General features: G+C 61.0%; 20 protein-coding genes. 6 read left to right on the forward strand and 14 right to left on the reverse strand.

The window, feature by feature from the left end; genetic code table 11:
• Nucleotides 1–100: 100 nt before the first annotated feature.
• From ACA072_RS12965 to ACA072_RS12980, 4 genes are read right to left on the reverse strand one after another with little or no spacing between them, the layout of a single operon-like run.
• Complete coding sequence (locus tag ACA072_RS12965) at nt 101–1,153, reverse strand: extracellular solute-binding protein (protein ID WP_497624651.1); 1,053 nt, start codon at nt 1,151–1,153, stop codon at nt 101–103.
• Between the two features lie 17 nt (nt 1,154–1,170).
• The gene (locus tag ACA072_RS12970; RefSeq protein ID WP_461958577.1) at nt 1,171–1,959 is read right to left on the reverse strand and encodes an ABC transporter permease; all 789 of its coding nucleotides are present in this window, start codon (nt 1,957–1,959) and stop codon (nt 1,171–1,173) included.
• The gene (locus tag ACA072_RS12975) at nt 1,956–2,873 is read right to left on the reverse strand and encodes an ABC transporter permease (RefSeq protein ID WP_497624652.1); all 918 of its coding nucleotides are present in this window, start codon (nt 2,871–2,873) and stop codon (nt 1,956–1,958) included. The genes ACA072_RS12970 and ACA072_RS12975 overlap by 4 nt, the downstream gene beginning before the upstream one ends.
• Before the next feature lies 1 nt (nt 2,874).
• Nucleotides 2,875–3,960, reverse strand: a complete 1,086-nt coding sequence (locus ACA072_RS12980; protein ID WP_497624653.1) for an ABC transporter ATP-binding protein — start codon at nt 3,958–3,960, stop codon at nt 2,875–2,877.
• 140 nt (nt 3,961–4,100) lie between these two features.
• Between ACA072_RS12980 and ACA072_RS12985 the strand changes: the two genes are divergently transcribed.
• The 3 genes from ACA072_RS12985 to ACA072_RS12995 all read left to right on the forward strand — a co-directional run bounded on the left by ACA072_RS12985 (nt 4,101) and on the right by ACA072_RS12995 (nt 9,992).
• Nucleotides 4,101–4,790: a GntR family transcriptional regulator gene (locus ACA072_RS12985; protein ID WP_222586402.1), complete on the forward strand. Its 690-nt coding sequence runs from the start codon at nt 4,101–4,103 to the stop codon at nt 4,788–4,790.
• A 319-nt stretch (nt 4,791–5,109) separates the two neighbouring features.
• A complete protein-coding gene (locus ACA072_RS12990; protein WP_497624654.1) occupies nt 5,110–7,221 on the forward strand; it encodes a hybrid sensor histidine kinase/response regulator in 2,112 nt (703 codons plus the stop codon).
• 143 nt (nt 7,222–7,364) lie between these two features.
• On the forward strand, nt 7,365–9,992 hold the full coding sequence (locus tag ACA072_RS12995) for an excinuclease ABC subunit UvrA (protein WP_497624655.1): 2,628 nt from the start codon (nt 7,365–7,367) through the stop codon (nt 9,990–9,992).
• A 26-nt stretch (nt 9,993–10,018) separates the two neighbouring features.
• Here ACA072_RS12995 and ACA072_RS13000 read toward each other — a convergent pair whose 3' ends face one another.
• Genes ACA072_RS13000 through ACA072_RS13025 form a run of 6 tightly spaced genes read right to left on the reverse strand, consistent with a single transcriptional unit; the run spans nt 10,019 to nt 15,446 of the window.
• Nucleotides 10,019–11,962, reverse strand: coding sequence for a PAS domain-containing hybrid sensor histidine kinase/response regulator (locus tag ACA072_RS13000; RefSeq protein WP_497624656.1), 1,944 nt, complete (start codon nt 11,960–11,962; stop codon nt 10,019–10,021).
• Nucleotides 11,952–12,827: a sensor histidine kinase gene (locus ACA072_RS13005; protein WP_497624657.1), complete on the reverse strand. Its 876-nt coding sequence runs from the start codon at nt 12,825–12,827 to the stop codon at nt 11,952–11,954. Before ACA072_RS13005 ends, ACA072_RS13000 begins: the two co-directional genes overlap by 11 nt.
• Nucleotides 12,820–13,830, reverse strand: a complete 1,011-nt coding sequence (locus ACA072_RS13010; RefSeq protein ID WP_497624981.1) for an ATP-binding protein — start codon at nt 13,828–13,830, stop codon at nt 12,820–12,822. The genes ACA072_RS13005 and ACA072_RS13010 overlap by 8 nt, the downstream gene beginning before the upstream one ends.
• Complete coding sequence (locus ACA072_RS13015; protein ID WP_109632122.1) at nt 13,827–14,231, reverse strand: anti-sigma regulatory factor; 405 nt, start codon at nt 14,229–14,231, stop codon at nt 13,827–13,829. The genes ACA072_RS13010 and ACA072_RS13015 overlap by 4 nt, the downstream gene beginning before the upstream one ends.
• Nucleotides 14,228–14,590 (reverse strand): STAS domain-containing protein, encoded by a 363-nt coding sequence (locus ACA072_RS13020; RefSeq protein WP_109632121.1) that lies wholly within the window; start codon nt 14,588–14,590, stop codon nt 14,228–14,230. The genes ACA072_RS13015 and ACA072_RS13020 overlap by 4 nt, the downstream gene beginning before the upstream one ends.
• Nucleotides 14,591–14,594: 4 nt before the next feature.
• Nucleotides 14,595–15,446 carry an STAS domain-containing protein gene (locus tag ACA072_RS13025; protein ID WP_497624658.1) on the reverse strand — a complete coding sequence of 284 codons (852 nt, stop codon included), beginning with the start codon at nt 15,444–15,446 and terminating at the stop codon, nt 14,595–14,597.
• A gap of 282 nt (nt 15,447–15,728) precedes the next feature.
• Here ACA072_RS13025 and ACA072_RS13030 point away from each other — a divergent pair, with 282 nt between their 5' ends.
• On the forward strand, nt 15,729–16,001 hold the full coding sequence (locus ACA072_RS13030) for a hypothetical protein (protein WP_497624659.1): 273 nt from the start codon (nt 15,729–15,731) through the stop codon (nt 15,999–16,001).
• A 54-nt stretch (nt 16,002–16,055) separates the two neighbouring features.
• Here the strand turns inward: ACA072_RS13030 and ACA072_RS13035 are convergent, their stop codons facing one another.
• Nucleotides 16,056–16,577: a DUF4142 domain-containing protein gene (locus ACA072_RS13035; RefSeq protein ID WP_497624660.1), complete on the reverse strand. Its 522-nt coding sequence runs from the start codon at nt 16,575–16,577 to the stop codon at nt 16,056–16,058.
• A gap of 218 nt (nt 16,578–16,795) precedes the next feature.
• Here ACA072_RS13035 and ACA072_RS13040 point away from each other — a divergent pair, with 218 nt between their 5' ends.
• Nucleotides 16,796–17,038, forward strand: coding sequence for a hypothetical protein (locus tag ACA072_RS13040; protein WP_497624661.1), 243 nt, complete (start codon nt 16,796–16,798; stop codon nt 17,036–17,038).
• Between the two features lie 111 nt (nt 17,039–17,149).
• On the forward strand, nt 17,150–17,392 hold the full coding sequence (locus tag ACA072_RS13045; RefSeq protein WP_497624662.1) for a hypothetical protein: 243 nt from the start codon (nt 17,150–17,152) through the stop codon (nt 17,390–17,392).
• 139 nt (nt 17,393–17,531) lie between these two features.
• Here the strand turns inward: ACA072_RS13045 and ACA072_RS13050 are convergent, their stop codons facing one another.
• The 3 genes from ACA072_RS13050 to ACA072_RS13060 all read right to left on the reverse strand — a co-directional run bounded on the left by ACA072_RS13050 (nt 17,532) and on the right by ACA072_RS13060 (nt 20,728).
• Nucleotides 17,532–18,623 carry an SMP-30/gluconolactonase/LRE family protein gene (locus tag ACA072_RS13050; protein ID WP_497624663.1) on the reverse strand — a complete coding sequence of 364 codons (1,092 nt, stop codon included), beginning with the start codon at nt 18,621–18,623 and terminating at the stop codon, nt 17,532–17,534.
• The gene (locus ACA072_RS13055; RefSeq protein ID WP_497624664.1) at nt 18,620–19,765 is read right to left on the reverse strand and encodes a sterol desaturase/SRPBCC family protein; all 1,146 of its coding nucleotides are present in this window, start codon (nt 19,763–19,765) and stop codon (nt 18,620–18,622) included. The genes ACA072_RS13050 and ACA072_RS13055 overlap by 4 nt, the downstream gene beginning before the upstream one ends.
• Before the next feature lie 99 nt (nt 19,766–19,864).
• A complete protein-coding gene (locus tag ACA072_RS13060; protein ID WP_497624665.1) occupies nt 19,865–20,728 on the reverse strand; it encodes a LysR family transcriptional regulator in 864 nt (287 codons plus the stop codon).
• Between the last annotated feature and the right edge of the window lie 73 nt (nt 20,729–20,801).

Consider the following 20,801-nt stretch of genomic DNA (forward strand, 5'->3'; position numbering starts at 1 on the left):
CGCTGGCAGGCCAGCTCCCACATGGATCTGCGGTGTTCACAAAACCCCTGTGGGAGCTAGCCTGCTAGCGATAGCCGCGACTCGGTCTCAAGCCAGGCAATCAGCCCTTGAGCTTCGACCAAACCCGATCCTGCAGCTCCCGCGCCTTGTTGCTGCACTCTTTTTCCGGGCGCAGGCGCGAGGCGAATTCGTCGGGCATGTTGATGGCGTCCATGACTTTCCACTTGGCATCGAGCAGCTTGTCGCTCTGGATGCCGTTGGCGTAGGCAATCGAGTTAGACACGGCGGCGGCGTTTTCCGGTTTCATCATCCAGTCGATGAAAATCTTTGCGTTGCCGGGGTGCGGCGCGCTTTTCGGCACGGCGAAGTTGTCCTGGAACATCGCCAGGCCTTCGCGCGGGTACACGTACTTGATGGTGCTCTTCTGCAGGGTGGCCCGCGCCGTAGAACCGTTCCAGTTCTGCATCATGATCACTTCACCGGAGGCCATGCGGTCGACGGTGTTGTCCGAGCTGTACATCTTCAGGAACGGTTTCTGTTTTTGCAGCAGTTCGAGGATGCGTTTGGCGTCCTGCGGGTTTTCGCTGCATTCGTCGACGTTCAGGTAATGGCTGGCGGCGTTGATCACGCTGCTGGAGGTGTCGAGGGCGGCGAGTTGTCCTTGCAGCTCCTTACGCGGTTCGAAGAACTCTTTCCACGAGTCATCGAGTTTGCCGCCAGGCACCCGTGCGCTGTCATAGGAAAACCCGGTGGTGCCCCACAAATACGGCGCGGAGAACTTGCGGCCAGGGTCGAATACCGGATCGCGGAACGCCGGTTTGACGTATTGGAAGTTGGGCAGGGCGGCTGCGTCGATTTGCAGCAGCAGGTTCTGGTTGATCAAGGTGCGCATGATCGACTGCGATGGCACGATCACGTCATACGCCGCGCCGCCGGCCTGCAACTTGGCCAGGAGGGTTTCGTTGCTGTCATAACCGTCCATGGTGACCTTGATCCCGGTCTCCTTTTCAAACTTGGCCAGCAGGTCGACCGGGTAGTAATCGGTCCAGTTGTAGAAGAACAATTCCTTGGGCTCGGCGGCCTGTACGGTAAAAACACTGAAGCAACTGAGGGCCAGACCGGCGACGCCGTAACGCATGTTTTTCAACTTCATGTGAGAACGCTCCAGGATTATTGGTTTTTGCCGCGCTGTCCCAGCCAGAAGGCCAGCACCACCAGCACGATGGAAATCAACAGCATCAGGGTCGAGATCGCGTTGATCTCCGGCGTCACGCCGGCCTTGATCGCCGAGAAGATGTACACCGGCAAGGTGGTCGAACCCGGCCCGGCAACAAAGAAGGTCATGATGAAATCGTCGAGGCTGACCACGAACGCCAGCACCGAACCGGACAGCACCGCCGGCCACAACAGCGGCAGCGTGACCCGGCGAAACACCTGCCACGGGTTGGCGTACAGATCGTTCGCCGCCTCCAGCAAGCTCTTGTCCAGATCGTTGAGTCGAGCGCGGATCGGCAGGTAGGCGAAGGGAATGCAGAAGCCGATGTGCGCGACGATCACCGTCAGCAATCCGAGCTTGATCCCCAGCGCCATGAACAGCAGCAGGGTGGCCACGGCGGTGACGATCTCCGGCAGGATCAGCGGCAGATTGATGCCGCCCTCGACCATCTTCTGTCCATAGAAAGGCCGGTAGGTCGCCAGTGCCGCGAGCAGCGCAATCGCCGTGGCACAGACCGTGGCGATGCTGGCGACGATGATCGAGTTCAACGCCGCGGTCTGGATCGACGGGTTGGCCAGGATCCGTCCGTACCAGGCAAATGAGAACTCGGTCCACACTGTTGCCGAGCGGTTGGCGTTGAAGCTGTAGGCGATCAAGACAAAGATCGGCACGTACAGATAGGCCAGGATCAGCAGGCTGACTTCACGGGTCAGCGGCAGTTTTTTCAGGTGCAGGGCAATCATGCGCAGGCTCCCCGGCGAAGTGTTTTGGCGGCGCTGCGGCTGTAGAGCGCGTAACCCACCAGCGACAGCAGCAGAATCCCCAGCAACAGGAACGACAGCGAACTGCCCAGCGGCCAGTTGCGCGCGGTGCCGAACTGTTGCTGGATCAGGTTGCCGATCATCAGCGTCTTACCGCCGCCGAGAATCGCCGGGGTGATGAAGGCGCCGAGGCTCGGCACAAACACCAGCAGCGCACCGGCAATCACCCCTGGCATCGACAGCGGAAGGATGATCCGCTTCAGCGCATGCCAACGATTGGCGCCGAGGTCGTAGGCGGCTTCTACCAGGCGCCAATCGAGTTTTTCCAGGGTCGAGTAGATCGGCAGAATCATGAACGGCAGGAAGCTGTAGACCAGCCCGACGCTGACCGCGAAGTCGTTGTAGAGCAGGGTGATGCCACCGGCCTGCGGGAACAGCGCGTTGAGGCTCTGGGCGACCCAACCATGCTCACGCAGGATGATCAGCCACGCGTAGTTGCGGATCAGCAGGTTGGTCCAGAACGGAATGGTGATCAGCAAGACCATGAGGTTGCGCCGACGCGGCGTGAGGCTCGACATCCACAACGCCACCGGAAAGCCGAACAGGAAGCACAACACGGTGGTGCCGCCGGCCTGGAACACCGAACGCAACAACGCCTGGGCGTAGACCCAGTTCAGCTCCAGTTCACCGTCGAAACCTTCCTGGAAAAACAGCTGCACGTAGCTTTGCAATTGCCAGTCGGCTTGCCAGTCGACGCCACCGTACACGTTGCGCGGCAGCAGGCTGATGTAGCCCATGATGCCCAGCGGAATGGCGATCAACGCCAGCAAAGTCAGAACCACCGGGCTGAGCAACAGCGCGCGGTTGAGGGCGGGAGAAGTGCTGCTGACGCTCATCTCAGGCCTCCATCAGCAGACAGGCGTGAGGTGGCAGGTTGACCGCCACACGATCACCAATTCCCCGGCCCTGGTTCAGGCCTTCGTTGTTTTCGCGCAGCATGACCTTGATGTCGTTGTTCAAGCGGCACTGGTAAAGCGTCGCGGTGCCGACGTACAACACCGCTTCGATCACGCCGCGCAGGTGATGGGGTTGCGCGGGGTCCACCAGTTGCGAACGCTCCGGGCGGAAGGCCAATTGCACGTTGGCGCCGTCGAAGCCTTGAGCCGGGCAAGGGATTTCCACTGGCATGCCGCTCGGCACGAAGAGTTTTTCGTTCTGCTGGCCGCGCTTGAGGTGGCCGGGAAGGAAGTTGATGTCGCCGATGAACTGGGCGACGAATTGATGCTGCGGGCGTTCGTAAATATCGTTGGGCGTACCGATCTGCAGGATCTTGCCGGCGGACATCACGGCAATGCGGTCGGACAGCGTCAGCGCTTCTTCCTGATCGTGGGTAACGAAAATGAAAGTGATGCCGGCTTCCTTCTGCACGCGCTTGAGTTCGACCTGCATTTCCTTGCGCAGCTTGAGGTCCAGCGCCGACAGCGGTTCATCGAGCAACAGCACTTTGGGTTTCGGCGCCAGGGCCCGGGCCAGGGCCACGCGTTGCTGCTGACCGCCGGACAATTCGGCCGGTTTGCGCCTGGCCAGGTGTTGCATTTGCACCAGCGTGAGCATCTCATCGACACGCTGTGTAATTTGCTTGGTATCAAGACCCTGCATCTCGAGGCCGAAGGCGATATTCTGCGCGACACTCATGTGCGGAAACAGCGCGTAGCTCTGGAAGACGGTGTTGACCCGGCGCTTGAACGGCGGCAAATGGTTGACCGGTTCGCCGGCCAGACGGATCTCGCCGTCGCTGACGTGTTCGAAGCCGGCGATGGTGCGCAGGAGGGTGGTTTTGCCGCAGCCGGAAGGGCCGAGCAGGGTGAAGAATTCGTTGTCGGCAATGTCGACTGACACGTTGTCGAGGGCTGGAGCCAGCCCCGGGTCGTCGGAATACCGCTTGGAGACGTTACGCACTTCAATCGCTGTTGGATGACCCATATTGGTGCATTCCTCTAATTATTGTATGCAATATCTGGATGCAATCTAGAAATAACCGGATTAATCTGCTCGTGCAACCCCCTTTTTCAAAGGCTGCTCATCGCCTGGGGCCGGTTGTTTAGCGCTAAAGGAGTGTTGGAATGACCGAGAAGAAACTCGAAACTACGGTCGACCGCGTCTACCAAGGGGTTTACGAGGCGATCAGCAAACGTTCGTTGCGTCCCGGGATGAAGCTCGGCGAGGCGTCGCTGGCCGAACTTTTTAATGTCAGCCGCACGTCGGTTCGTGCCGCGCTCAAGCAATTGGAAGCGGACGGGCTGGTCACCACGGAGCCCAATAAAGGGGCGTCGGTGTCGTTGCCCAGTGACGAAGAGATCCGTTCGCTGTTCGAAACCCGGCGGCTGATCGAAATCGGCATCGTCAGCGAACTCTGCCGTCGACGGGACACCGCGGTGACCCAGGACCTGCGCGATCACCTGTTGCTGGAAGATGAAGCGCACCGCAGTGGCGACCATGAACGGCTGATTCATCTGCTCGGCGAGTTCCACATCAAGCTTGCACGTAGCCTGAATAACCCGGTGCTGCTTGACTGGTTCCAGAAGCTGATTTCCCGCGCCTCGCTGTACGCTGCCGCGCTGGATGACGACAGCCACGAGGCGTGCCGCGACGACGAACACCTGCGGTTGATCGAGTACATCGAGGCCGGCAATCAGAGCGCGGCGATTGAGCTGACCTGCATGCATCTGAATGGCATCGAGAAGGCCATCCTCGACGTCGCCGCCACGCTGAAAACCGGCTACCACCCGCTCAAGCACCTGATCGAGGTTTAAGGGTTGCCCCGCGATATTTGTAGCAGCTGTCGAGGCTGCGTTCGGCGGCGAAGCCGTCGTGAATTCAGACCACGCGGTGTATCAGATAGACCGTGCGTTCTGGTTTTACGACGGCTTCGCCGCCGAACGCAGCCTCGCGCTGCTCGGCAGCTGCTACAGGGCTGTTCGTCAAACAAGACCATAAGAATCCGCAGATCAAGAATCGGCTAATCTCTATGAAACCATTGGCGTCGGTTATGCTCGAAACAAACGGGCCCGCGCCGTCCTCGCGTCGTTGCGATCTTGCAAGCCAGCCAACACAGGGACATAAAGCCAGTCGATGCAGTTTCTATCTGATAGCCACGGGTGTGCCGGCTGGAACGGTGAAATGGCCGGGCGCATCCGCGCGTTCGACTGGAGCCACACCGAGCTTGGAGACATCGACGCCTGGCCCGCCAGCCTGTGCAGCACGGTGCAACTGATGCTCGCGTCGCCTCTGCCGATGGTGATGCTCTGGGGCCGCGCCGGTTACATGATCTACAACGATGCTTACTCGCAATTTGCCGGTGGCCGCCATCCTTATCTGCTGGGTGCTCCGGTGGAGTTGGGCTGGCCGGAAGTGGCCGATTTCAATCGCCATGTGGTCGATACCTGCCTGGCGGGCGGCACCTTGTCCTATCGCAATAAAGAGCTGGAGTTGCTGCGCGACGGGGTCCCCGAAGACGTCTGGCTGGACCTCTATTACAGCCCTGTCGCCAATGACGAAGGTTGCCCTGCCGGGGTCATGGCGATGGTCGTCGAAACCACTGAACATGTGATTTCCGAACGCCGGCGCCAGGAAGCCGAAGATGCTTACCGCGCCGACAACGAACGGGTGCGCCTGGCGCTCAATGCCGGGGCGTTACTCGGTTCGTTCGTCTGGGACATCAAGGGCAATGTGCTCTCCGGCGACGAGCGTTTTGCCCGGACATTTTCCTACCCCTCCGAGCAGAATCTCGCCGACCTTCCTACCGACATCGCTGAAGCCAAGATTCATCCCGACGACCGCAGCTGGGTCCAGGAACAGGTCAGTCAGTCGGTGGCCACCGGAGAGCCGTTCAATGCCGAATACCGGGTTCTGCGACCCGACGGCAGCTATTTGTGGGTGCAGGCGAGCGGCTGCTGCGAGTTCGACGAGCAGGGCGAGCCGTTTCGCTTTCCCGGCGTGTTGATCGATATTCACGAACGCAAGATTGCAGAAGAATCCTTGCTCAGGTTCACCCGCAACCTGGAGCAACGCGTGGCCGATGAAGTCGACGCTCGGCTGGCGGCGGAAGAACAACTGCGCCAATCGCAGAAGCTCGAAGCCATCGGCGGCCTCACCGGCGGCGTGGCCCACGACTTCAATAATTTGCTGCAGGTGATCGCCGGCAACCTGCACTTGCTGGCACGGCATGAGCCGGACAACGCCAACGTGCAGCGCCGGGTCAGCGCATCCATTGCGGCCGTCGAGCGCGGCGCCAAATTGTCTTCGCAACTGCTCGCGTTTGCCCGCCGCCAACCGCTGTCGCCGGCGGTGTGCGATCCACAACAGATCTTCGAAGGCCTGGGCGAGTTATTGCAGCGGGCGCTGGGGGAAACCATTCAGATCAATGTGCAGGTGCCGCAAGAGCCCTGGCACATTAACGTCGATCGCAACCAGCTGGAAAACGCCATTCTCAACCTGGCGATCAATGCCCGTGATGCGATGCAGGGCGAAGGGACCATTGAGCTGAGCGCCGAGAATGTGGCGCTCGACCGTAAATTCTGTGCCGGCAAGGGCATCGTGGCGGGCGATTATGTGCGGGTCGCGGTGGCCGACACTGGCGCCGGCATGTCACCCGAAGTACTCGGTCAGGCGTTCGAGCCGTTTTTCACCACCAAGGGTGACGGTCAGGGCACGGGGCTGGGATTGAGCATGGTGTTTGGCTTCGTCAAACAGAGCGGCGGGCACATCGACATCTCCAGCGAAGTCGGGCAGGGCACTCGGGTACAGCTTTACTTCCCGCGCAGCTTGCGTGCGTTGCCTACTGAAACGACGTTGCGGGGATTACCCCAACGGGGCGGGCACGAAACCATTCTGGTGGTCGAGGACAACGAAGCGGTGCGCAGCTCGGCAGTGGAACTGCTGCGCGAAGAGGGCTACCAGGTCCTGACCGCGGCCAACGGCGACCAGGCGATGCAGATGTTGCTGGAGGGCGTGGCGGTGAACCTGATTTTCACCGACGTGGTCATGCCCGGCCTGATCAAGAGCTCGGACCTCGCGGCCTGGGCCAAGGTGCAGAATCCCCCGGTGGCGGTGCTGTTTACCTCCGGCCACACCCGGGACATCATTTCGCGCAATCACCAGCTCAGCCCGGATACTCATCTGCTGAGCAAACCGTATGGGCCCGAGGCACTGACGCACATGATTCACACCGTCCTCAGCGGCTAACCACATCCCATTGTGGGAGCGGGCTTGCTCGCGAAAGCGGTCACTCAGTCGCCATATGTGTCGACTGACACGGCCCCTTCGCGAGCAAGCCCGCTCCCACATTATGTTTTGTGTTTTCTCAGCTATTCAATTAAGGCCACTCGATGACTTCAACGCGCACCTCCAACCCTCCTTCCGGCATGGTCAGGGTACGTGGTGCCCGGGAACACAACCTCAAGAACATTGACGTCGACATTCCCCGGGATGCGCTGGTGGTGTTCACCGGCGTCTCCGGTTCGGGCAAGTCGTCGCTGGCATTCTCGACTCTGTATGCCGAGGCGCAGCGTCGTTATTTCGAATCCGTGGCGCCGTATGCGCGGCGGCTGATCGACCAGGTCGGTGTACCGGACGTCGATTCCATCGAAGGCCTGCCACCGGCCGTGGCCCTGCAGCAGCAGCGCGGAACACCGAGTACGCGCTCTTCGGTGGGCAGCGTGACGACGCTGTCGAGCCTGATCCGCATGCTGTACTCCCGGGCCGGCAGCTATCTGCCGGGGCAGCCGATGTTGTACGCCGAGGATTTCTCGCCCAATACACCTCAAGGTGCCTGCGCCGAATGTCATGGCTTGGGCCGGGTCTATGAAGTCACCGAAGCCCTGATGGTCCCGGATCCGAGCCTGACCATCCGCCAACGCGCGGTGGCGTCCTGGCCTACGGCGTGGCAAGGACAGAACCTGCGCGACATCCTCGTGACCATGGGCTACGACGTCGATAAACCCTGGCGCGACCTGCCGAAAAAGCAGCGTGACTGGATCCTCTTCACCGAGGAAACCCCGACCGTTCCGGTGTATGCGGGGCTCACGCCTGAAGAAACCAAAGTCGCGCTCAAACGTAAAATGGAGCCCAGCTACCAGGGCACCTTCACCGGTGCTCGACGCTACATCCTCCACACCTTCAGCCACTCGCAAAGTGCACTGATGAAGAAGCGCGTTGCGCAATTCATGCTCGGCAGCCCTTGCCCGTTGTGCGACGGCAAGCGGCTCAAGCGCGAGGCGTTGTCGGTGACCTTTGCCGGCTACGACATCGGCGAGTTGTCGCAGATGCCGTTGCTGCAAGTGGCCGAAGTACTGAAACCGGTGGCGGCGCACAGTTACCTCGAACAGGCCGACGAGGCGGGCGAGGTGTTGACGCACAACCAGACCCGCGAGGCCCGTGAACAGCGTGTGGCCCACGGCGCCAGCGCTCACGCCAACGCGCCGGACGTACGGCATACGCCCAACCTGTCGGTGGAAAAACGCCTGGCCGCGCAACGGATCGCCCAGGACTTGCTGGAACGGGTCAGCACCCTGACCGATCTGGGCCTCGGGTATCTGGCCCTTGAACGCAGCACGCCGACGCTGTCGTCCGGCGAGTTGCAGCGTCTGCGCCTGGCCACTCAATTGGGTTCGCAATTGTTCGGCGTGATCTACGTGCTGGATGAGCCGTCGGCCGGTCTGCATCCGGCGGATGGCGAAGCGCTGTTCGAAGCGCTGCAACGTCTGAAGGCGGCGGGCAACACGCTGTTTGTGGTGGAGCACGATCTGGAAACCATGCGTCGTGCCGACTGGCTGATCGATGTCGGCCCGGCGGCGGGTGAACATGGCGGTCGGATCCTCTACAGCGGACCGCCGCAGGGGCTGACGGAAATCAAAGATTCCCAGACCCGCGCCTACCTGTTCGCCGAGCAAGTCACTGAGGCCAGAACCAGCCGCAAGCCGACCGATTGGCTGCGCCTGGAAGGCATCACACGCAATAACCTGAACGACCTCAGCGTCGAGTTTCCGCTGGGCTGTTTTACCTCGGTGACCGGCGTCTCCGGCTCAGGAAAATCAAGCCTTGTTAGTCAGGCCTTGCTGGAATTGGTCGGCGCGCATCTGGGCCGCGGCGCCAGTGCCAGCGAACCTGAAGAGCTGAGCCTTGAAGACGATGCGCCGCAAGTCAGCGGCGGTCAGGTGACGGCGGGGCTGGAGTCGATCAAGCGCCTGGTGCAGGTCGATCAGAAACCCATCGGGCGCACGCCACGCTCAAACCTGGCGACCTACACCGGGCTGTTCGATAACGTGCGCAAATTGTACGCCGCCACGCCCCAGGCACAGGCCGAGGGCTACGACGCCGGACAGTTCTCCTTCAACGTCGCCAAGGGCCGTTGCCCGACCTGCGAAGGCGAGGGGTTTGTCAGCGTTGAGTTGCTGTTCATGCCCAGCGTCTATGCGCCGTGCCCGACCTGCCACGGCGCTCGCTACAACCCCGAGACGCTGGCGATCATCTGGCAAGGTTTGAACATTGCCCAGGTGTTGCAGTTGACGGTGGATGAAGCGGTCGAGGTGTTCGCCGAGCAACCGGGTATTCGCCGTTCGCTGGAAGTGCTGCGTGACATCGGCCTGGGTTATCTGCGCCTCGGTCAGCCGGCCACGGAGCTCTCGGGGGGCGAAGCCCAGCGCATCAAACTGGCGACCGAGCTGCAACGTAACCAGCGTGGTGCGACGTTGTATGTGCTCGACGAACCCACCACCGGTTTGCATCCACGGGACGTTGACCGGCTGCTTGAACAGTTGAATACGCTGGTGGTTGCGGGGCACACGGTGATTGTCGTTGAGCATGAAATGCGCGTGGTTGCGCAGAGCGACTGGGTGATTGATATCGGGCCGGGGGCGGGGGATCAGGGCGGCAAGATCGTCATTGCTGGCACGCCGCAGAAAGTGGCCAGGAGCAAGAAGAGCCGCACGGCACCGTTCCTCGCCCGGGTCCTATGATCGTTCCGACGCTCCGCGTGGGAGTGTCAGGCGCAGTCGAGCGTGCGCCGGACCTTGTCCAGCAGCTCATTGATCTGAAACGGCTTGATCAGCATCTCCATCCCCTCACCGAGGAACACCTGGCGGTTGATGGCGTTCTCGGCGTAACCGGTCATGAACAGGATCGGCAAGTCTTCACGCCAGCCACGAGCGACATCCGCCAGTTCCCGGCCGTTCATGCGCGGCAGCCCCACGTCGGTCAGCATCAGGTCAATCGAGGGATCGTTTTGCAGGCGTTCAAGGGCGGTTTCGATATCGCCCACTTGCGTGCAGCGGTAGCCGGCATCCACCAACACCTCGGTGACAAACATGCGCACCGACGGCATGTCTTCGACAATCAACACATGCTCGCCCGCACCCTGTTGATCGACGGTCGCCGGTTCTGCTTGCGCGGTGGTCGGATCGGCGCTGGCGGGCAGCATGATGGTCACTTCGGTGCCACGGCGGGCGACGCTGCGGATGTGCGCGTCGCCACCTGATTGCCGGGCGAACCCGTAAATACTCGACAACCCCAGCCCGGTGCCCTGGCCCAGTGGCTTGGTGGTGAAAAACGGGTCGAAGACCTTGTCGATCACATTGTGTTCGATGCCCGTGCCGTCATCGCGCACGGACAGCGCGACATACGCCCCGTCTGCCAGCTTCAGATCGCCGTGGGAATACGCCGCGTAAGTGCTGACCCAGATATTCCCGCCCTGCGGCAACGCATCGCGCGCGTTGATCACCAGGTTGAGTACAGCGCTTTCCAGCTGAATCGGGTCGACGAGGGCAATCGCGGCTTTGGAGGTCAGTTCGAGTTTCAGCGCAATGTGTTCGCCGATGGTGCGCACCAGCAATTCCTCAAGGGAACGGATGTGTTCGTTGATGTCCACCGGCCGGGTATTGAGCGGCTGCTGGCGGGCGAAGGCCAGCAAGCGATGGGTCAGGGACGCGGCGCTCATGGCTGAGTTCAGCGCCGCTTCGGCGTAGAGCTGGACCTTGTCGGTACGCGAATCGGCCACCCGTTTCTGGATCAGTTCCAGGCTGGTGATGATGCCGGTCAGCAGGTTGTTGAAGTCATGGGCGATGCCGCCGGTGAGCTTGCCCAGTGCGTCCATTTTCTGCACTTGCAACAACTGGCTCTCGGTGCGCACGCGGGCGGCGATCTCGTGTTCCAGTTGCGACGTGGCGTCGTCGAGACGGGCCAGGTGCGAGCGTTCGCGGTGACGATGTTCGGTGACATCCTCGACGAACACCAGGCTCAACTCAGGGGTGCGATAAGGCGAAATCTGCCATTCGGTTTCCCGCAGCTCGCCCTCGATCCGCATGTTCAGCGTGCCCTTCCAGCGCTCACCGGCGGTCAGGCGCAGGCGCAATTCGTCAAGGATCGCCTGTTGTTGGTCGGCGAAGCATTCGCGCAAGGAGTCCGGGTCGCGGTTGTCCTGAATCAGTCGGGAGAAGGCATGGTTGCATTCGTGGACTTTGAACTGGGCATCCAGCACCGCGATGGGCGCCGAGACGTTGACGAAAATCTCGCGAAAACGCGCCTCGCTTTCACGCAGGGCGTTTTCCGTATCACGCACCCGCAGCAAGGTGCGCAGGGTCGCCAACAACACATCCGGGTCCACAGGGTGGATCAGATAGGCATCGGCCCCGGCGTCCAGGCCGGTGATAATGTCGCCAGTCTGGATCGACGCCGCTGACACGTGAATCACTGGCAACAACGCCGTCGCAGGTTCGGAGCGCAGTTTGCGGACAATGTCGAAGCCGCTCATGTCAGGCAGATTGACGTCCAGGATCAGCGCGTCGATCCATTCGCTGTCGATCAGCGCCAGGCCATCGCCGCCCGTCCCGGCCTCCAGCACGATGTAGCCGTGCGGCTCCAGGCGTCGGCGCAGGGCGTAGCGGGTGGCGACGTTGTCATCGACGATCAACAGGCGAATGTCACGTTTCATCGGCAGGCTCCATGGCGATGGCCAGCGGGATGATCACGAAAAAGGTCGAACCGACCCCGGGAGTACTCTCGACCCCGACCTCGCCACCCAGCAGTTCGGCGAAGCGTTTGCACAAAGACAAACCCAGACCGGTACCGCGCAAGCGTTTTTGCAGGGGCGAATCGACTTGGGAAAAGTCCTCGAACAATGCCCCATGTAGCTCGGCAGCGATACCTATTCCTGTATCGCTGACGGCAAAGCGTACGTGGCTTGAGCCTTCGAGTGAAGCCGAAACCCGTACTTCGCCACGGGTGGTGAACTTCAGCGAGTTGGAAATGAAGTTACGCAGGATTTGCGCCAGCTTCTTGTCATCGGTGTACAAGCGCGGAAGACCGACCGGTTCTTCGAAGATCAGGTCCACCGCCGAAGCGTCGACAATCGGGCGAAACATGCCACGCAGGGCGGCGAACAAGTCGAACATGTCGAACCAGGCGGGCGAGATGGTGATGCGCCCGGCCTCGATTTTTGCCAGGTCCAGCAAGTCGTCGACCATGTCGCTCAGCTCCCGCGCGGCGGTGCTGACGAACGCGACCTGCTTGTGTTGCTCGGGGCTCAGCGGCCCGTCGAGTTCATCGGTCAGCAGGCTGGCGATGCTCAGGATCGAGCCCAGCGGCGTGCGAAACTCGTGGCTCATGTACGACAGGAAGCGGCTTTTGAGGTCTGACGCCTGGCGCAGTTCTTCAGCCTGATTGTCGAGCTCGGCGTATAGCGCGAGCACGCCCTGGTTGGTTTCATCGAGCTCTTCGCGCAGCGCTGCGGTTTCACTCTGCAAACGCTCGATCAGCGCCGATTGTTCGTCAATCGGTGGCAGGGGCGACTCAGTCATGGGCGGCCTCCAGGGCAACGACCAGCACGGTCACATCGTCCCGGCCGCGACAGAAATCGCGGTGCAGAACCGCGGCAATCACGGCGGGATGACGGTGCACCAGGCCGGGGTAGTCGTGCAGGTTCCAACGGGACTGAAGGCCGTCGCTGTACATGATCAATAGATGTCCGTTTACGTGTGCATAGTCAAAAGGCTGCGCTTTGCGGTATTGCCCGCCGACGATCCCCGGGTGGGACGCCAGGCCGCGGGACTTGTCGAGGCTGATCAGGCTGCCGCCGATGTTGCCGATGCCGGTGAACTTCAGGGTGCCGCGGTGGCCGTCGAACTGGGCAATCGCCAAGGCGCCGCCGCGGGTGCCGATCATGGCGTGGTGAATGTCTTCCAACAGGAACACCGGCGAGGCAAACGGTGCCAGCGCGAAGGCTTTCTCTCCGGCACGGGCGGCACGTTCGGCTTCTTCGCCATGGCCCAGGCCGTCGATCACCAGGACGCTGAGGTTTGCCCCGTCGAACGCCAGGTGCCAGACATCGCCGCACGCCGGGTCGTCGTGCAACGAGTGCTGGCTGATACCGATGCGCAAATCCGCGTCCTTGCTGGCGCGCGGATACAAACGGGCCAGCAACACGGTGCCGCGCGAGTCGGTGTGAACATCGAAGACCTCGGTCTGGCGCGACACCGCGCCCAGTCCGATGCCCTGAGTGCCTCCCGTGGAAAACCCGTCAGTCATGCATGCTTGCAGGTCAAAGCCTTGGGCACGGTCCACCGCCAGCATTTCGATGCCGGTGGCGCTTTTACCCGGCAGGATTCGCAGGTGCAATTCGCCCCGTGCTGCATGCTTGAGCACGTTGCTGGCCAATTCAGTGGCCACCAGCGCCACGCGTCCGGCATCCGTTGTGTCGAAGCCATTGTCTTCGGCGAGCTTCTGCGCGGTGCGCCGGGCAAAGCCGATCTGGCTGCTGTCCTCGATCAGCAGCACCTGGGTCAGCGACCCTCCGATGTTCATGTCCATCGGGTGATCGTTATGCGAGTGCCCTGGCCGGGCGCGGTGTCCAGTTCGAACTCATCCACCAGCCGTTTGGCGCCGGTCAGGCCAAGACCCAGGCCGCTGCCGGAGGTCCAGCCGTCGGTCATGGCCAGTTTGATGTCCGGGATGCCCGGGCCTTCATCGCGAAAGGTCAGGCGCAAACCGACCCTCGAATTTTCGTCGAGGATCTGCCAATCCATATCGCCGCCACCGCCATAGACCATGGTGTTGCGCGCCAGCTCGCTGACGGCGGTCACCAGTTTCGTCAGGTCGATCAGGCGCATGCCGCATTCGGTGGCCAGTTTGCGCGCAGTCTGCCGAGCCAGGACCACGTCCTGCTCGATCTGAATCGGCTGAGTGCCGCTGCTGCGCAGGGTCATTGTTCGCGTACTCGATCCTGAAGCAGTTTCATCCCGCGCTCGACGTTCAGCGCGGTGCTGACGCCGGGCAAGGTCAAGCCCAGTTCGACCAAGGTAATGGCGACCGCAGGCTGCATGCCCACCAGCACGGTTTCGGCGTCCATGATTTTCGACAGCCCGGAGATCGTCCCGATCATGCGGCCAATGAACGAGTCGACCATGTCCAGGGCGGAAATATCGATCAGGACCCCGCGCGCCGTGGTCTTGCTGATGCGCTCGGAGAGATCGTCCTGGAGCGTTAGGGCAAGCTGGTCGTGCATGTCGACCTGGATGGTCACCAGCAGAAGGTCGCCCATCTGCAGAATTGGAATTCTATCCATCGGCTTAGGCTGCCTTGCTGACGGTGATTCCCAGACGGGTCAGCGCCAGTTTGAGGGCATCGGCCAGGTTGGCCTTGGTGACCACGCCTTGCAGGTCCAGGCCCAGGTGGACGATGGTCTGGGCGATCTGCGGACGCACGCCGCTGATGATGCAATCGGCGCCCATCAGGCGAATCGCGGTCACGGTCTTGAGCAAGTGCTGCGCCACCAGGGTGTCGACGGTCGGCACGCCGGTGATGTCGATGATGGCGATTTCCGAACCGGTGTCGACGATCCGTTGCAGCAGCGATTCCATCACCACCTGGGTGCGTTGCGAATCCAGGGTGCCGATCATCGGCAGGGCGAGTACGCCGTCCCAGAGCTTGACCACCGGGGTGGAAAGCTCCAGCAGTTCTTCCTGCTGACGCTTGATCACCGCTTCGCGGGATTTCTGGAAGGTGCGGATGGTGTGCATGCCCAGCGCATCGAGCAGCTCGGACACTTCCCAGAGCTGTTCGGCCAATACAGCCGGATTGTCTTTGTAATGAGATTGCAGCAAGGAAAACAGCGGACCTTTCAGCGAAAAAATGAAGCTGGCAGTCTGGTGCGAGTCCTGGCCGAGCAGGGCGCGGCTGTGGGAGAGTTTTTCGAGGAATTGGCGAGCCTCATCCCAGCCCGGCGCGGCGATGTTCTGACTGTTGCCGTTTTCCAGGCCAGCGACCACCAGTTGCAGGAAATCCGCGGTCTGCTGCTTTAGATCCTGGTCCTTGAGATTACGATTGGCACCACTGGCTTCCAGGCTGGTGATCCATTCGCCAAGCAATTGCGTGTGGTTGTTTTTCATCGCGTCGAGTGTGCTGATTTGCATTGCTGCCATGTCCTTGTGCTCCTGAAAAATGACGAGCCGATTCCCCAAAAAACAATCGACCCGAATCAGTGACATTTGCCGTCTGAAATAGTTGTCTGCTGCGCTCAGGTTTTTTCGACCTGGCCAGCACTTGCCCGGTAACTCTAGTCGGCACCGCCGTCGACGGCGACTTTTTGACTTTGATCCAGGCGGGTGCCGGTCCATTGGATTGAACCCCTGTCCCTGGATGGCTTCGAACGTTCAAGGCCCCGGCTGTTTCAATCGCGGCTGGCCGTCACAAGCGAGGTACGTATGAAAGACGAATCGACACAACGACAGGATCAATCGGGGACGCCGGTCGACCGCAATGACCCGGCCATAGACCCGCAGACTCCGGGTGAAGCCGCGCCAGAGGGTCAGCGGCAGAGCCAGTCCACCGACTCGCAGAGCGCCGATGCAGCGGTGGATCAGAAGAATCACCACACTGACAACGACAACGAATTCAGCCCCGGTTTCAAACCGACTCCGGACCGGCCAAAACCCGGCGAAGACACGGATGCCGACATCGACACCGATGGCGGCTAGTTCCGGCAGCATGCAAAAAAGCCGCATCCATTGATGCGGCCTTCTTTTTTCGCGTTATTTGCTTGGGTGAGCCGCCTGGAGTTTTTTCGCCATCTCCAGGTGTTTTTCCAGTGCCGGCAACATTTTTTGCGCGAAGCCTTTCAGCTCGGTGGCGCCTTTGACCTTATCGTCGGTCACGGTGTTGGCCTGTTTTTCGAACAGCTTGATGGTGTCTTCGTGGGCCTTCACCTGATTATTGGCATAGGCCGCGTCGAAGGACTCGTCGCGCATGTCGAGGATTTTTTCCTTGGCTTGTTTGACCAGCGTCGTCTCGTCCGGCACCTCGATGTCATTCTTTTTCGCCAGGGCCGCCAGTTCATCGTTGGCCTTGGAGTGATCGGTGATCATCATGGTGGCGAATTCCTTGATGTCGGCCGATGAGCTTTTTTCCAGCGCCAGACGGCTGGTTTCGATTTCCGCAATACCGCCGGCGGCTGCGTTGTCGACAAAGTCATTGGAAGTGGCGGCAAAAACTGTGCCCATGCTGGTGCACAAGGCTACGGCCAAGGCGAGGTGGCGCAGGGTGAATCCGTCCATTGGTCATTCTCCACACAGGGTTGAGTAGGCGATCGAGGTGATCGTTATTCAATGGAGGCAGGCGCTCACGCAAAGGTTTTATCGGGTTTGCGACCGGACGACGAACGGACACCGCTGGTCTGATAGGCGGTCGACAGAACCTGTCAACCGAGGCCATTCTGATAGTTGGCGAACGCAATCGATCGCGTTTGCTGCCGATCAACAAACGGAGGTGTTCCATGCCGGTGCCACACGACCTTTATCAGGACTTGAAACTTTCAAAGGAAGATATCCAGCAAAAACGCACCAAGGATCCGTTACTGGATTCGCTGATCAACAAGTATTCGCAAGCGGACGCCGAGGTAGTCAAGGCTGAAACCGCACAATCGGATGCGCCCAGCGATGACGCACTGAAGAAACTCAAGGCAAAGCGCGTGGAGGTTAAGCAAAAGATCGTTGATCGGCTCCAATTGCCGTCCTGACACGCCTTGCCCACCCACCGACAACCGGTGACTGAATAATTGGAACGGTGATCAAAACCGGCACCTCGAAAGATCAGAGTCCGACTCTTTCGACTCCCTGCGAGGTGCCTTATGACCGACCCGAAATTTCCCAGTGAAGAGCAGGGCGGGTTCGACCCGATCCCGACTCATCCCGATCCCCTGAGCCCCGGCCGCACGACGGTCAACCCGGAAGACGAGCCGGGCATCGACGAATTGCCGAACAATGAGGGTGTACGTCCGCTGGATGAGGATGACTCCACCGCGATGGACCCTGAGCGCGTGCGTGAAGAGACGGATAACGCCGTCCGCGATAACCAGATGGATCCCCGCTAACCCCCTCTACATACACATCCCCTGTGGGAGCGGGCTTGCTCGCGAAAGCGGTGTATCAGTCAAAGCAGATATCGACTGAAACGACGCCTTCGCGAGCAAGTCGGATCGCCGCACCGCCGCTCCCACATTTTGATCTGCGTTATTTCTGGAGGGCTGTGGTCAGGGGTAGGCGCGCCATGTTCATTGCCTTCAGCGAACCCAGGTATAACCAGTCCCCATACTCGCGCACCGTGGTGATCGGCGAGTAATTGCCGTTGCCCGCATCCTGCAGGTTGGCAATCACCTTGCCGTCAAGGTCCAGGCCCAGCGCAAAGGCGCGTTTTTCCACCGGTTTGGGCAATACTGTCATGGCACGCACGATCATCTTGCGCACGAACGGGTGCGGCGCCGTGGCGTCGAGCAGCGCATTGCGTGGTGCGTAGAGCGCCACCCAGAAGCGGTCATGGCCATTGAAGGCGAGGTTGTCCGGCAACCCCGGCAGATTGTCGATAAACACGTCGTGGGTCCCGGCGTTCGGTCCGCTCAACCAAAAGCGGGTAATGCGGTAAGCGCCGGTTTCGTTGACCAGCACAAAGCTGTCGTCCGGCCCCAGCGTCACGCCGTTGGCAAACTCAAGCTTGTCCAGCAATACCAAGGTCTTGCCCGTCTGGAAGTCATAACGCAACAAACGGCCGTCGCCACCGTGCTCGATGATCGCCTCGCCATCCTTGCCGTAGCCCCAGCGGCTGGAAGCGTCGCTGAAATAGGCGTAGTGCCCGGACTTGTCGATGACCACGTCATCGGTGAAGCCGAAAGGCACGCCGTCGGCCTCGGTGGTCAGCGGGATCAACTGCCCCTGGGCATCCAGCGACAGCAAACCCTTGACGCCGTCAGCGATCACCAGAAACCCGCTCGGGTGCCGTGCCAGGCCCAGAGGCCGCCCGCCGGTATCGGCCAGCACCTTGGTGTCCTTGCCGTCGAGACTGGTGTGGATCAAACGGCCATCGTGCAGCCCGGTGATCAGTGCGTTGTCTTCCAGCAACAGCGCCTCGGGCCCCTCGATGTTCTCCGGGCCGACACGCTCCACCCCTTTGAGCCGCTGATTGTCGGCGTATACACCGCTGGTGAGGGAAGGCGCTGGCGACGGTGTCCAGGCCACTGGCCGAACCTTGGTCGGGAACAACAACAGAAAAGCCCCCAGGACAATGATCAGCAGCCATAGCAGATGGCGAAACCTGAAGGCTCTTCTCACACGCTGGCTCCTACGGGGGTCAGGTTTTTCTGCGCCATTTCGCGCAGCGCCAGCATCGACGCGGCGGATTCAAGCTCGATACGACGCTTGAGCAGCAAGCGATTGGTGATCCGCATCGCCAGGCCCGAAAACTGATACTCCAGCGTCCGCACAAAGCGCGTGCCTTCGCCCTGCGCCTCGCATTCGTAAGTCACGACCAGCGACAACCCATGATCACCGCGGGCCCAGGCACTCCAGCGCCGTCCTGGCAGGTATTCGTTGACTTCCCAGCTCAAGTGTCCCGTACGCCCGCCGGCACGGATGTCTTCCTCGAACCGCTGGCCGGCATGCAGCGGGCCAGTTTGCCCCTGGACCTTGAGGGAGGACGGATGCCACTCCGGCCACCGGGTGACGGTGCTGGCATAGGCGAGTACGTCAATCGGATTTCCAGCAATAGCGATCTGGTGCTGCATGCGGGTCATGGTCGTTCTCGTCAGCGGCAGGGGGGCAGGCTCCGGTTCCCAGTACAGGGTGCCGAACAGGTAGTCCATCAGCGGAAAAACGATATTGAAATTGCGTTCCTGCATCAGCTCGCGGCGGTGATGCAGTTCATGCAGGCGGCGCATCTGACGGATCCACGGCAGACGCGTGACCGGGTTGTCCGGGGGCAAGTGCTCGCAGGCATGAAATACCTCGTACATCAGGTACCCGAGGACCAGGCAGCCGCCAAACAGTCCGGCGACGTTGGCATCGACCTGCTTGAACAGCCACCAGAGGGGCAGGGTGATGACCACGGTGTGCAACACGATCAACCAGGCCGGGAACAGAATCACCCGCCAGTCCCGGGCGCTGTCGTAGGTCATGTGGCCGGGGGCGAAAAAGCTGTGATGGTCGCCGGCATGGCGAGCGTAGAACATCCGCGCGAAGCTCTTTTTGTGATGCCCCAGGTGCCGGTGCACCATGTACACGCCGAAGTTGAAAAACAACAGCGTCAACGGTACCGCCAGCCATTCCAACGGCTGGACCTGATGCACGGTGCTCCAGAACCCGCCGATGGCCAGCACGCCGAACAGCAGCACAAAGGCGCCGTGCAGCCAGGGGTTGTAGAGCGGATGAATGTCAGCGCGATAGCGGCTGCGGAATGCCTGGGTGGTCTGCCTCACTGCGGTCACCTCTGGTTATTGTTATCACCAGCAGATTAGCTGATCTGCCCGCACAGGCTCGGGCAAACCTGGATGACACAAATGCCATGATCCGGTGTATCAGGTCAGCGGGTTCCAGCGCTGGGACCAGTCGTCATCAGTCTTGATCACTTCACGCAATAAATCGAAGGCCCGTTGCAGGGTCGCGGAGTCGCGATCACGCGAATAAACCAGGTAGGTCGGGTAACTGAATTCCGGGGCTTTGGGCACGGGCTCCAGCACGCCGCTTTCCAGGTAGCTTTGGACCACTCGGGTGCGGAAGTAGCCGCTGCCGCCGTTTTCCAGGATGTATTGCAGGGCCAGTGGCCCGAGGTTGAAGCTCAGGGCGGCCTTGGCTTTTTCCGGCAGGGCGGCATCGTGCTGGCGGCGGAAGTCCGGCCCCCAATCGATATACACGTAAGGATCGGGCCGCCCGGCCAGGCGAACCAGGATGAGTTTTTCTTCGAGGATCTGCTCGACTTGCAGGCGCGGCCAATATTCCGGCTGATAGACCAGCGCCGCGTCCAGCACCCCCAGCTCCAGTTGACGCAACAGGTTCTCGCCGTCGCGGATTTCCATGCGCAGGGCGTGGCTGGGAATCTTCTCGCGCAGTTCGCAGGCCCAACTGAGCATCAGCGGGTTGCACAGACTGACCTCGCCGCCGATGTGCAGCACGTCGCGGTAACCCTCGGGCAATGGCAAGTCACGACGCGCCGCTTCCCAGGTCTCGACCAGTTGATTGGCGTACACCACAAACGCCTCGCCATTGGGCGTCAGACGCGCCCCGGCTCGGTTGCGCACGAACAACGTACTGCCCAGTTGGCTCTCGAGTTTTTGCACGCGCGCCGTGATTGCGGTCTGGGTGACGTGGAGTTTCTCAGCGGCGGCAGCCAGGCTGCCGTGGCGGACAATTTCCAGAAAGGTGCGAGCGAGATCGATGTCCATGGGGCGGCCGGTGCGGGAAGTGCACGCATTGTAAACGGATACCGCGGGGGGCGGGCTTATGTAGCAGCTGGCG

Source organism: Pseudomonas sp. LBUM1656 (assembly GCF_059716065.1).